This is a genomic window from Nostoc sp. UHCC 0251 (genome assembly GCF_034932245.1).
GTDB lineage: Bacteria > Cyanobacteriota > Cyanobacteriia > Cyanobacteriales > Nostocaceae > Nostoc.
In genome coordinates this window covers 26,241-39,490 of sequence record NZ_JAYGHD010000312.1, presented here as the reverse complement: position 1 = coordinate 39,490, position 13,250 = coordinate 26,241, and the positions used below count along the sequence as shown (strand labels likewise).

Sequence of the window (13,250 nt, the reverse complement as noted above, 5' to 3'; positions counted from 1 at the left end):
CTTAGAGGATGACAAGACAACTCTAAGCTATGCAGGACAAAACTTTGAGAAGATGGTGAAGACAAAAAATAGGGAGCATTTTTGTGGCTCCCCTGGAAAAATATGTTTCCTGAATCTTACCAAAAAACCCTGCGTACCCATCTGAATGAAAGCCAGTATATAACCATAAAGCTTCTGTTGTTATTGCTACAAGTTCATCGTCAGGTCAAACTCTCTGTTTTAGCTAGTGTCTTTCCCCAACCAATTCAATATGGTAGTCGTAAGCGAAACCTGCAACGCTTTTTAAACTTGCCTCGACTCAATGTTAAACTTTTGTGGTTTCCCTTGATCAAATATTGGATTAGACAAGTACAAACGGGACGGAACTTAAATCGAGATCAACGTCGTCGTCTCCAGAGACTCAAACACCATAAATATGTTGATTGCCCTGGCCTATAGTTTGGCGACAATGCAGGGACAGCAGATGAAAAAATTAGGGATAGATATTTATGCAGGACGTATCCAAGAACACAAAGACCGAACCCCACGCCAGAGTAACTTTAGCTTTGGACTCTATGGACAACGATGGCGTTACGGCATGGAATTATGGGCAGATTCGGTCTTGAGTCTGATTGCACTCAAACCCCATAAACGGCTCTATTTTCAGCGTGGTTTCTATGCCCTATCCCTTATGCAACAACCTTTATAGGTAGGTTGTCACCCTCTGAGCTATAAAACCTACCTCCGTGGGTTTTGTCTGTATAGACGCGGTTACTTCCCTTTTAACTGATTATCTAAAACTAAAAAAAGCCTGCATAAGCAGGCTTTTTTTAGGTAGCCACAGGCTTTAATCTGTGGGCGCTTTCAGATTTTTACAAGAGATTAAATGACTAATTTCAATCAACTGCTCTCTTTACTGCACTGCTTGCATCTTCAGCTGTGCGCTGAACATTTTTACCAGCATCTTCAGCTCCACGCTGAACATTTTTCGTCACGCCTTCGGCTGCATTTTGGGTATTTCCCTTGAGATTCTCAATTCCTCGTTGAGTCCCCTTAACAAAACCTTCCCGCGTTTCATTAGCTGAACTGCCGATATCTTCACCCAGGTTCTTCACTCTTTCACCAAAGGGTGTGCCTTGTTTGTAATTCCGACCATACTGCTCTGGGCTGTCAACTGACTTTTGCTCAATATTTCTTTGAGAATTTTTCGCCATCGCATCAGCTCTGTCATTAGCTGCCTTTTCATCTCCTCTCCCTCTAGGATCTACATCACTAAAGTTATTCATCCCACCAGCCGGAGAAGAGAGAGGATAATCTTTTGTGGGATCATATCGTTTGGTATAAGCTGGTTGATCATCAGGTTGTGGTGGCTGTGTTGCTACTCCTTGACCAGCACAAGCTTGGGTCAGAAATAAGAATATTCCTGCGAAAAGAACAGTTAAAACTTTTAAGGGACGAATGCTTTTGAGCCAATTCATTGCTTTTTTCATACTTCTACTCCTTGCATTTTTGTGACTAAGTTAAACTTCAACCAAGATGGCATTTGGAATTGATTTTGCATTCCAACCATTCAGACAAAATAAGGGTTCTATCTGCCTACTGCTGGATTTCTTTGTAATTCGGGTCTAGCAGCAGCTTCATCTGCCTTATCTTGCAAAAAGCCGGAAGCTTTTTCAACATTCTCTTTTACAATCTCAATCCGATCTTGAATCCGATCTCCCACTCTTGGTTCATTCTGAATCAAACCACCTGGTTCAGGTTGTCGGAAGTCTTTATCTGTAATAATTGGCAGTTCTGCTTCTTTATTGATTCTACCTGCTGGTGTCTCAGCACCTGGATAAAGTATTTCGGATTCTCTATTTGTTGCAATCAACAATTGCGAACTTGGTTGTAAGCTAGCTTGGTCGCGTCCCTGATTAGCTTTTGGGTTTGCTATTTTCGGATCGGTAGACATTTTGTAGTTGGTATAGTTGTCTCCACCATTCTTATAAGGATTGTTTGCTCCACCAGCTTGTACAGCAGGATTTTGTGGATTTGCACCTTGAGCATTTGCCCCACTACAAGCAGTGCTAACTATCAACAATAGTCCAGCTAAAAAGATAGTTAATATCTGGCGCAATCTTATCTTTTTCAAGAATAGTCTCACAGTGTTCACGTAGTCCTCCTTACCAAAATATTAATAAGTTAAGTGTTTGCTGAATCTTTGCAGTGGTCAGCAAGTTATTGTGCTTGTTTTGGTTCGCTCAGTTTCGATAACCTCTATTAAGGATATGAATAATAAAATGCTCTTTACCTCTAGCGCAGGCTACATTTTTATTAGTACAAGAATAATTTTTTTATCTAACTCCAGAGAGATATAAAATAAAGTAATATGCTTTTTGTAGAAAGAACTACATCAACCTATTTGATACTTCAAAAGCGTTGGATGGGTAGCTGATGTAATGTCATAGTTGAGGCATTGGCCCCTTGTTGCTCTAACCGTTAAATTACTAAATTCATGAAGCGATTTTTACGTTGGATAATTTTGGGCGGAACGCTGTTTTTTCTAGGGAAAGCTCTGAAGGATAATTGGATTGGAGTGACTGCTATCCGCATTGATGGGGTAGGATGGGCAATTATAGCGATCGCTACAGGCATCACTCTACTAGCACATACTTGGGCAGGCTGGATTTGGACTTGGATTCTGCAAGAGTTAAATCAACCTGTATCATCTCCCCAGTTCATTCAGGTTTACTTAAAAACGAACATAGCTAAGTATTTACCAGGTAATATCTGGCATTACTACGGGCGAATTGTAGCTGCCAAAAATGCCAATGTTTCTCCTGGTGCAGCCACCTTAAGCGTTTTGCTAGAACCCCTACTCATGCTAGCGGCTGCTTTAATTATCATTGTCCTATGCAGTAGCCAATTTGCAGCAGTTAATAGTACTTTTGTTCTGCAAATACTACAATTACTGAGTTTAGCTGTAGTTCTTTGTGCGATTCATCCTTGGTTTTTAAACCCAGTGATTCGCTTTTTGTACAGATTGAAAGCAAAAAAGTCTGCTGTCACAACTGAGACAACTGTTCCCTTCAGTCTTAAAAGCTATCCCCTACGGCCTTTGTTAGGAGAATTGGGCTTTATGATATTACGCAGCACTGGGTTTATATTAACTATGTTCGCTCTGGGTTCGTTGAATGCGAATCAAATTCCTTTGTTATTAGGGGCTTTTAGCTGCGCTTGGTTGTTAGGGCTTGTGATTCCGGGTGCGCCTGGTGGATTAGGTGTGTTTGAAGCGACTGCGTATGAACTTTTGCGACACCATTTTCCAGCGGCCCTAGTATTTAGTGCGATCGCTCTATATCGCCTCATTAGTATTCTAGCTGAAACTGCGGGTGCTGCTTTCGCTTGGTTAGATGAATGCTTTGCTAAATCATGAATCAGGCAACGTTTATTTTTGTCTATCTACCTTCATCTGGGAAAACACACGGTAACTATCCAGATTTAACTGCGGATTACTGCTTTGATCTTCTTTCATCTTAATCAAGTTGTATTCTACATTTTCTGCATAAATTGCAAACGTTATATTAAAAATCTCCATAAAATTGATTACCCACTTACACTCATCTTCTGGATATTTTTCGTAATAACTAATCAGATGAGCAATTTGAATCTCTAAATGTCTGCGGGAATTCCTACAAATTAAAATAGTCTTTAACAGTAGAACCACCAATGTTAAAGAGTGACCTTGAGTAAGTAATAATATAAATAATAATGAAGGTTCTTTACCATTTTCTGTTGTCAAACAATCAATTACTCGATTACAAGTTCTCAGGAATAATTCTTTAGTTATAATTTCTTGATTACAATCTTTTTTCCATAAAGATAAATTTTCTGCAAACTGCTGCCGCAAAGTATTGACTAATTCTTGATTATCTACAGAAAAAAACAGATATTTCTCTATACTTATTTTAAATTCTTCAAGGGTTTGCTCTTGAGTTTGCTTGATAAATATATTGGCAATATTCTCATGGCTAAACATACCCCTTCTTAAAACAATTGCTTTGATTAAATTCAGAACATTATCTCCCAAAATACTGGGATTTTTGTAGCGTGTTGTGCTTGAGACAGCAGATTGAGAACGAGCAATATACATTGCTAAATCAAACTTAAATTTGTCTTTTATCTGTATATAAAGCTTTCTGGCAGCCTCTTGTTGTTCTCTGGGATTATTTTCATTAACAGATTGAGCAATTAATAAATAGGAGGTATAGCGATTAGCCCAATGACCTCTATGTAATTCATCGTGTTTAGCAGAAAATAATTTTATTTCTTGGTAATCTTTGCTGTTTATAAAATTTTCTAGCCAGCTTTTACAGATATTTATTTCTGGAAAATTATTTACTTTGACGTTCAGGTTATCAAGAACAAATAAGTTAACTAATTTTTGGATATACTTGTCTTTTCTGTAAGTTTTCCAAGTATTAATTATTATATATATGCATCGCTTTAGTGTGTTGCTAAATTCATGCTCTTTATCATCTAAAAATATTTTATATATCCCAGGTATTGAATAATAATCCTGTGAATCAAGTCCGTCTATAAATAAAGTTTTAAATTTATATAAAACATCATCTGGCGGCATTTGATTAACAATTTTTATGAAGAAATTATAAATTTCTTCTTGTGCAAATTGCACATCTTGCTGTTTAAAGTTAGACGTAACACAAAGGGGATATTCCTGACTAATTGATAAAGTAGTAGCGCCCATTTAAGTTATCAGGATAACAAGGGTTCCTGTTCATATTATTACCAGCTTAACCTTGGTGAACAGTAGCATCAATCTATTCTTCAGAGATTCAGTAATCTTTTTACACAAATTTGATAAACGCAGGCGATAAATAAAGTATTAAACATAAATTGTTCAATACTTTATCAAATTCTCCAGTGGAATTGCTGAGTTTTGTAACAATTATCTTTTGAATCAGCTACATGGGTAGAAACACAGTAATGAAAATTAATCTCAACTTAACGTAAAAGTCATGTCCTACAAAGAACTTCAGTTACTTGCTAAGGGACTTCCAAATAAAAAAACATCCCAAATTTTCTTGTGGGATGGGTGTCCCCACCCGTCCCAGATTTAGGGCGGGCAAGATGCCCACCCTACGAAATGGATAATTTATTTCTTGGAAGTCCCTAATAGCAAAAGTTATCTTCAGATGACTAAAATATCCTCAAAAATCTTTAGTCTACTTCAGTAGACTTTAGCTAAAAGCCAAAGAACTTTAGTTCCAGGCGGGTGAGGAAGCCCACAGTTAAGCTATTTCTAGGCTTTTGTTGACACGTATGGGTAATGAGCGTCCCTATTCGTGTTTATCTGTGGTTAATTCTTTTTTCTGTACCTTACCCATGCGGGAACCGTTATAACCATCAGAGCAAGTAAATAACTGTACAGGCGAGTTCATCTATAACATTATGCAAAAAGACTCCCATCGGTTGCATGGGAGTCTTTTCATGTATAGAATGGGGGTGGAGGGACTTGAACCCACACGACCTATTACGGTCAACGGATTTTCATTCTCCCGCAGCTTTCACTGCTACCTAATTGCTTTAGCAAAATCAGGTTTTAAGAATTGGACTCTCCCTTTACCCTCGGCTTTACGTTAGGGTAGCTCCCGTCGGGTCTCTGCACCTTCCCTCAATTTTGGATTTTAGATTTTGAATTTAAGACTAATCTCAAATCTAAAATTTTTGGGCTTGGCTCAGGATTGCCATGTCTGTCACCAGATTTAGGTTTCCCTGAGTTTGAGAGCTTCCACTTGAGGGATTTCTCCTTCAAGGCTCAGTTATCTAAGTCCGTAGCGTCTACCATTCCGCCACACCCCCGCAGGTGTTTGGCAACTAGTATAACTAGTTATTTTTTGGAGGCAGCAAATACCTCCTCATCTATTCCACCATCAATTGTGTCTTTTGTCCAACTAGATTAAAAATATTTTTCCAGATTCGGCGATTGTTTTCTAGAGTTGCAAGTCTTTTTTGTTTCCTCTTAATCAATCTGGATGAGTTTTTGATCTTGTCTGACTCAAGCATTTATTTTTGCTGGCAGATTTACTATTATAGCATAATAATACCTCTTGTCAATCAATCTGGACATAGAGGATAAATTCTGGTGTAGTTATGTTGAAAGCGTCATGACTATAGTTTCCTCAGTTTCGCTCTTCAGCCTATGATGGAAAACAGATGCTTAAGACTTGAAAGTTTATGATTGTCGCCCTGCTGTATCTGATTTTGGCTGGAGCTTACCTTCTAGTAATTCCAATTGCTGTTTTGCTTTACCTGAAACAGCGTTGGTATGTAGCTACCTCCATCGAGCGCACCTTTATGTACTTTTTGGTGTTCTTCTTCTTTCCAGGTTTATTAGTTCTATCGCCGTTTCTAAATTTTCGACCCCAACGGCGGCAAATTGAAGTTTAACTAGATTGGTAGGTCATAACTCTCATGCGACGGATTGACGCTATTGGAATTGGCTTAGGCGTTTTTATTGCTGGCGGCTTGGCTTATGTAGGATTGCAGCTAGTCGGTTTGGATAATCAGCAAGCTGGTATATGGAGCCAAGTCTTACTAGTCAGTGGATTATTTGGCTGGTTAGCCACCTATTTTTTCCGTGCGGTGGGACAAAAAATGACCTACCACCAACAACGGGAACAGTATGAGCAAGACTTTCTGCAAAAACGGTTAGATGAGCTTACTCCCGAAGAACTAGCACGAATTCAAGCCCAAATAGAACAAGAAGAGCAATCTCAGGTGTAAAGTTATCATTGGTCAGTTGTCGTTTGTCCTTTGTTAGTTACAAATGACCAACGACTAATGACCAATGACCAATGACTAATGACTAATTACTAATGACTGCGATTTCTGATTGCTTTGAAACCCTTGGGCAAAATGGTGAGTGCGCTCTAATTCCCTTTATTACTGCTGGCGATCCAGATTTGGAAACAACAGCAAAAGCCTTGCAAGTTCTAGATCGTAGTGGAGCCGACATTATCGAACTGGGTATACCCTATTCCGATCCTCTGGCTGATGGACCAGTAATTCAAGCTGCTGCTACCCGCGCCTTGCAAAGGGGTACGAAATTAGAGCAGGTGCTAGAAATGCTGCAAGGGATTACTCCCAAGTTGCGATCGCCTATTATTTTATTTACCTATTACAACCCAATTCTGCACCGGGGAATTGACAAATTTCTCTCTTCAGTCGCTGCGGCTGGGGTTGCAGGATTGGTAGTACCAGATTTGCCCTTGGAAGAAGCAGCAGGCTTGCTCGAACCAGCTAAGAAGATGGGAATTGATGTAATCTTGTTGGTAGCTCCTACCAGTTCTACTGAACGGATAGAAGCGATCGCTCATTCTTCCCTTGGATTTATTTATTTAGTTAGCGTCACAGGGGTAACAGGGGTGCGATCGCAACTAGAAAACCGGGTGTCCGATTTACTCCAACAGATTCGTAGTGTTACTGATAAACCCATTGGTGTAGGTTTTGGCATCTCCGAAGCTGCACAAGCCCGTCAGGTAAAGGAATGGGGCGCGGATGCTGCGATCGTAGGTAGCGCTTTTGTGAAACGGTTAGCAGAAGGTACACCAGAGCAGGGACTAAATGCGATCGCCCAATTTTGTCAAAGTCTTAAGGCAGCCATCAAGACCACTAGCAGCAGCACAAATACTCCTCTTGATTAGACCGGTAAAGTAGATTAAAAAAGTATAACAGCGGAGATTTTCTATCCTTGTTTGGTAGACAATTTGACCTTTATGGTCTTGAATATTAACATCAGATATCAAGATGTAAAAAAATTAGCTGATCCGGTCGCTTATAGTTTGAGTATTATGTGAAGTCAAGTAGGCATAATTTATGAGTGTGAGAGTGAGTCAGTCACAAATAGTTATAATTAGGTCGCAATTGAGGAGCAAAGGCGATGAGTGAGAGTATGGCGTTTATCGGTGGGGTTGCTGTCGCTGGGCTGGCGGCTCTGGTATTGCTCAAAGGAACAAATACCCCCCTACAGCCTAACTTTGCTGTTGCTCCGCAAATGCCAGGGACTGTAATAGCGCCGCCGGGAATGCAGCCACAAATGTATCCCTATGGGCCTTATGGGCAACCAATGTATCCTGGTCAGGTTCAGCCACCCACTGCTCCCAATACTGATCAGCGTTTGGAAATGGAGAAGCTGAACACGCAGATGCAGTTGGAGCGTTTAAAAAACGACAATGAACAGCTGAAGTTGCAAAATCAACAACTCCAAGGCCAAGTTCAAAATTTCAATACTCAGCAACAGTGGCAACAAGCCCAGCAGTATAACCAACAAAAATCAACAGCACTCCAGCCACAAAATCCTTGGTGGTCTTCACCCATGCTTTGGGCTGTGGGAGGCGCAACTCTGACTATTGGCGGTGGTGTTGTCGTCGCTGGGGTATTGGCTTTATTCTCACCACGGCAGCGTTCAGCCCGGACTGTACAAGTGATTCACCCTTACCAAGGAAATACACCACCCTTGGTTCCAGTCCGTCGCGCTGAGTTTCTGCCTGCTTCGCGGATGGAAGCAAGACGAGTTGAAGCCCAAGAATACGACGAAATGCACTAGTGCCCCTGCGGGGAAGTCAAAAGTCAAAAGTCAAAAGTCAAAAGTTTTGTATATCAAGGCTTTTGCAAGTTTTAAAATGGTAGCTTGATTAAGGCTGTACTGTACCTAGCAGGGAAAATCAAACCACAGATAAAGATCGATTTAAAATTTCGTTTCCAGGTTCTACCTGGAAATGTTTTTTATTGGGCTGTTGCTAAAAATTTCAGAGGCGGAGCCTCGTTTGAGGCATTACCAGCCAGAGGCTGGTAACGAGGTAAAATAGTATTTAAAAGCCACTTTCGGGAGTTTCTGTGGTATTAGGACTCTCTGTAGTGTCAGATTGGTTAGTATCGGGAAGTTCTTGTTGGGTATTTTTCTGACTACCTTGATTTTCGAGTTTAGGTAGTGCCTGTTTTGCTAGATTCTCTGCTGCTTTTTTAAATAATGGTTCTATCTTATTTCGCCAGTATTTAGTATTAGGCAACTTTTCTGGATGGTTTCTATAATCTAAAACTTTATCCCAGTTACCATCATCTATTGCTTTATTGATCTCATTAGATAACGCCTCAGCCTTAGCCCAATCTTCCTGCCACTGGGCAATTATTTTGCGCGTTTCTTGGATACCAGAAGCAGCATTTGCTGGAACCGATCTTAAAAGTGCGATCGCTCCAACTATATCTCCTGAGTCATACTTCTGTCTTGCTTGTTCTATAATATTGGCACTGTTCTCACTAGGCTGCGATCGTTCAGATTTCCCAGCGTCGGAAGTTGCCCCCTTCGGCTTTTCGGGTAATGGAGTTACAACATCCCTAGATTTTGGTTTTGGCTTAGGAGTTGGTCGAGTAGCAATTAAGCTACTATCATTTACTGTCTTAGTTGCAATGCCTTTGTCGCGCAGGCAAGATACCCATTCATCTTTATTGGCTATCACAGCCGGGTGTGCCCAAGCCAAACTACCAGATTTAAGTTTAATCTCTACCCAACCTGCTTTTGTCCGCTTGCCAGTCACCTCAAAACTGGTATTATCACCAACTGTTCGCACAATATTATCAGAATTTATCGAACTAGGTTCAGAACGAATATTAGAATTTCCGACGACAACAGCCGAGCATTTATTTGCTAAGGTGCGATCGTTACCTGTAAGATTAAAAGCTAAATTTTTCACACTTGGATATACATTTGCTACCAAAGCAGCCGCACCACCTGCCAATAATATGCCAATTAATATCGGCCATGGGTCGGATTTACTAGAGTCTTTACCGGCCGGTTTGGCGGGGGCAGCATTTGCTGGTGCAACTGCAACAGTTTGCAACCGAGAGACTTGAGGTCGGGATTTGGCGGATTCTTGAGGTGTAGAAAGTGTAGGTACAGGATTAATCGCGTCTTTACACGCTTGCAGTGCTTCCGTGGCGTTTTGGTAGCGGTCTTTGAAGTGATAACGCACCATCTTGGACAACACTGCCGCCAGTCGATAGTTGACAGTTACTGATTGCTGCCAAATGATTTCGCCCGTTTCTGGGTCTTCTTGCAATTCTGTTGCCTGTAATCCTGTTAATGCTTGAATAGCGATAATGCCGAGAGAATAGATATCACTATTGGGGCGGGGTTTACCTTGCCCTTGTTCTGTGGGCATATAGCCAGGAGTGCCAATAACGACTGTGGCAGAGGCTTGTCCGCCCACTGTTACCAGTTGTGTACGTAACTGCTTTACTGCCCCAAAATCTACTAAAACTAACTTATTGTCTGAGGCACGACGAATGATATTATCCGGTTTGATATCGCGGTGAATCACGCCTTGGCGATGGACAAATTCGAGAATTTCCAGAACTTCTTGCAAGAGTTGAATTACTTGGCTTTCACTCCAGCGTCTACCAGGTATAAGTTCCTCAGCTAGGGTATGTCCTTCAACATATTCTTGTACTAAATAAAATTCTTGGTTTTCGTCAAAGTATGCTAAAAGCCTCGGTATTTGGTCATGGTTGCCTAGTTTTTCTAAGGTTTCGGCTTCGCTATTGAACAGGCGTTTAGCAGTATCAAAAACTCTGGGGTCAGTTCCGGGTTTGAGGTGCTTGACAACGCAGATGGGGTTGCCTGGCCGCCTTGTATCTTGGGCAATATAGGTTTGACCAAATCCTCCCATTGCGAGGACTCGAATTACTTGGTAACGATGGTCTAGTAACTTGCCTATCATGTTCACTCCCCAGAGTTATTACCTAATTTTGCAGCTGGTAATAAATATCTCCAAATTTTCTTCAATGAAATCCGCTATCTTGAGAAAAGATTTAGATTAAAAACGCAGCTTTTTAATAAACGCAGACTGTTTATTTTTCTTTTAGTGCCCCTGTTTATTACCAATGCCACCTAAAATAACAAACTCAGTTGCATGGCAGCAGGCTGAAATCCTCATGCAACCTGCTTTCATTCGCGTTATCGACAATATCCGCAAGCAGCTTGATGAATCTTCCTGGACGGGAACTTACCACGATGTCCTGATTTGGCCGCCTAACACCACTGATGAAATCAAAGCATTGGTGACTGAGTTGTTGCAAGCAATGGAAACTGCAACACCCCAAGAAGGGGATGAAATCAGAGAGACTCTGGCTCGTCTGCCGATGCCCCATCCAGGATATCATCTACGTTTGCAGCGTCAACAGCAAGAAGCAAGTATCGATTTGTGGGAACTGTGTTATCAGGTGTGTTTTATTGAATACAGCCCAGAGAAGGAAGGTGCTGATATTGATACTAGTTTAATCGATGAACTCGGTGAAGTCGATTGGCTGCGTTTGGATGCTAAGTCAAAGGAGTTGGTTGAGCAGGCGTTTGCTCAATTGCCAAAGAGTTGAAGCTCTCAAAATAGAATACACGAACTAAGCCCACTTAGGTGTGCTTATAAGTTGCTTTTTTGTTCGCGTATTAACTACGCGAGCAAAATTATCTTTATTTTCCCCCTATTTCCTTTTAACCCAATACAGTTCAGATAAGACCAAAACACTTGTAGAGACGGCGATTTATCGCGTCTTGAAAACCCACAATTTTGTACAATTAGCCCTTAACTGAGCAGTATTGTAACCCCTTTTATCAGTAAAGTAGCTATTTTCGCAACACAATCGGCTGTGCAGACTCTATCTTTAACAAAATGTAGGGGTTTAAGTCCCTGGCTTCTATCAAGCCGCAAGTGTTGTGACGGGGTCTAAATCCCCGTTACAACACGTAATTGCGTTAGCGTAGCCCATTGCGAATTGCGAATTGGTTTAATACCTCAAGTTTAGACCTGAATCCCTACTGACTACTGTCTTTTTGATTATTAATATTCTTTCAACAAATTGAACTGCAACAATGTATCTGCTGTTTCTTTAATCACATCAAACTCTATACCTGATTTTTCTGAAATCTCTAATAGTGTATGATTACCATCAGATAAGTTTAAAACCCACAACATAGCCATTTCACTCTTCTTTGTATCAGTCTGCCCACCTATAGCACTGTATAAACCTCGTTTACCTAACTGTGGTTCACATTTAGGGTTTTGATTTAAATATTTTTTATTATTCTCTATAATATCTAAAACCGACAAAATTTTTGATAAAGAATCAGCAAGATATTGAGGTTGTACAAGTTCTAAATTGTCGGCAGATGTATGATATTCGGGATAAGTACCATGAGGCGATCTCATGAAACAACCTATAGGAAGATTAAAGCCTGGTGAACAAAACTGCCGTTCATCATAGCCATAGGGAGAGAACTCCATAATTTCATAATCTTGGCCAGAACTCTTCAGCACATGAGTAACAGCTTTATCAATTTCGGCATTACCTCGACGGCTTTTTTTGTAGTGAGACTTGCCCGAATCACCCACACAAGTAACAACTAAACCATGTTTAATTTTGTCAACATTCGCTTCATTTAAAGCTAACCAAGTAATGGAACCAATGGTTCCAGGAATAAAGAGAAAACGATAGGAATAAGAAGGTGAAATTTGGCTAAGATGTTTGGCTAAAAAGGTTGCTAATGCTATACCTGAAAGATTGTCATTACAAAGCGATGGATGGCAGGTATGACACGAAATTATAATTTCATCTGCTTTTTTCCCTCTAACGTAATACTCTCCATAAGTTAAAGAACCATTCTCTAAAGTAGAATCAATGCAAACTTCATATTCTTCATCTTTTAGTCCCAATAATTGATTATGACTGAGACAAAAGCCCCAATTATCTTTGTAGTAAGAAGTTCTATAGGGAATCCAATCAGGGCGATCATTTAGTGTAAAAAGATGTGCTTTTAAATCTTTCAATGGCATCTTTTTATGAATATTAATGCTGTAATTAACTACATGAAGATTAGAATTATGGAAATTTATAATCTTTTCACCTTGTGAATTTTTGATAAAGGCATCTCTAATATTCCATTCTTTGGGAATAGTCCAATCAAATACTTGAGTGCCTGTGGGAATCTCATGAACAACTAAGGGAATATGTTGTTGAATGATATGTAGTGTTTTCCGTAAGCCATCGCCAGTAATACTACGACAAATAGGATACAGAACCGATATTAACTGATACATTTCATCGCTAATATCATTTACATTAATACTATTATTTATATCAATATTTGTTTGCATTTTATTAGATGGCTCAGTTGCTAATACCCTCTGATCTGAATCCTTACATTAGCTAGTAGAAGA

The 13,250-nt window shown here is 40.2% G+C and carries 11 protein-coding genes and 1 pseudogene; 7 read left to right on the top strand and 5 right to left on the bottom strand.

The features are described from left to right. Positions 1–102: 102 nt before the first annotated feature. Positions 103–688: pseudogene (locus VB740_RS24855) on the top strand (hypothetical protein). A 187-nt stretch (positions 689–875) separates the two neighbouring features. On the opposite strand, the gene VB740_RS24850 reads toward VB740_RS24855, so the two are convergent. Both VB740_RS24850 and VB740_RS24845 read right to left on the bottom strand, forming a co-directional pair. Continuing rightward, positions 876–1,469 carry a hypothetical protein gene (locus VB740_RS24850; RefSeq protein WP_323202547.1) on the bottom strand — a complete coding sequence of 198 codons (594 nt, stop codon included), beginning with the start codon at positions 1,467–1,469 and terminating at the stop codon, positions 876–878. Between the two features lie 98 nt (positions 1,470–1,567). Continuing rightward, positions 1,568–2,134: a DUF6658 family protein gene (locus tag VB740_RS24845; protein WP_323202546.1), complete on the bottom strand. Its 567-nt coding sequence runs from the start codon at positions 2,132–2,134 to the stop codon at positions 1,568–1,570. A 342-nt stretch (positions 2,135–2,476) separates the two neighbouring features. On the opposite strand from VB740_RS24845, the gene VB740_RS24840 reads away from it, so the two are divergent. Then, entirely contained in the window at positions 2,477–3,397 is a 921-nt protein-coding gene (locus tag VB740_RS24840; protein WP_323202545.1) for a lysylphosphatidylglycerol synthase domain-containing protein, read from the top strand. A 12-nt stretch (positions 3,398–3,409) separates the two neighbouring features. Here VB740_RS24840 and VB740_RS24835 read toward each other — a convergent pair whose 3' ends face one another. Continuing rightward, a complete protein-coding gene (locus VB740_RS24835) occupies positions 3,410–4,729 on the bottom strand; it encodes a hypothetical protein (RefSeq protein WP_323202544.1) in 1,320 nt (439 codons plus the stop codon). Between the two features lie 1,490 nt (positions 4,730–6,219). On the opposite strand from VB740_RS24835, the gene ndhL reads away from it, so the two are divergent. The 4 genes from ndhL to VB740_RS24815 all read left to right on the top strand — a co-directional run bounded on the left by ndhL (position 6,220) and on the right by VB740_RS24815 (position 8,590). Then, the gene (gene ndhL / locus VB740_RS24830; protein ID WP_190727800.1) at positions 6,220–6,432 is read left to right on the top strand and encodes an NAD(P)H-quinone oxidoreductase subunit L; all 213 of its coding nucleotides are present in this window, start codon (positions 6,220–6,222) and stop codon (positions 6,430–6,432) included. 24 nt (positions 6,433–6,456) lie between these two features. Further along, the gene (locus tag VB740_RS24825) at positions 6,457–6,768 is read left to right on the top strand and encodes a DUF3007 family protein (RefSeq protein WP_323202543.1); all 312 of its coding nucleotides are present in this window, start codon (positions 6,457–6,459) and stop codon (positions 6,766–6,768) included. Between the two features lie 92 nt (positions 6,769–6,860). Next, positions 6,861–7,688, top strand: coding sequence for a tryptophan synthase subunit alpha (gene trpA / locus VB740_RS24820; protein WP_323202542.1), 828 nt, complete (start codon positions 6,861–6,863; stop codon positions 7,686–7,688). 236 nt (positions 7,689–7,924) lie between these two features. After that, complete coding sequence (locus tag VB740_RS24815; protein ID WP_323202541.1) at positions 7,925–8,590, top strand: heterocyst differentiation related protein; 666 nt, start codon at positions 7,925–7,927, stop codon at positions 8,588–8,590. A 265-nt stretch (positions 8,591–8,855) separates the two neighbouring features. Here VB740_RS24815 and VB740_RS24810 read toward each other — a convergent pair whose 3' ends face one another. Next, positions 8,856–10,760, bottom strand: coding sequence for a serine/threonine protein kinase (locus VB740_RS24810; protein WP_323202540.1), 1,905 nt, complete (start codon positions 10,758–10,760; stop codon positions 8,856–8,858). Positions 10,761–10,923: 163 nt separating this feature from the next. Here VB740_RS24810 and VB740_RS24805 point away from each other — a divergent pair, with 163 nt between their 5' ends. Further along, entirely contained in the window at positions 10,924–11,412 is a 489-nt protein-coding gene (locus VB740_RS24805) for a hypothetical protein (protein ID WP_323202539.1), read from the top strand. A gap of 461 nt (positions 11,413–11,873) precedes the next feature. Here VB740_RS24805 and VB740_RS24800 read toward each other — a convergent pair whose 3' ends face one another. Beyond that, complete coding sequence (locus VB740_RS24800; protein WP_323202538.1) at positions 11,874–13,187, bottom strand: DUF4910 domain-containing protein; 1,314 nt, start codon at positions 13,185–13,187, stop codon at positions 11,874–11,876. Between the last annotated feature and the right edge of the window lie 63 nt (positions 13,188–13,250).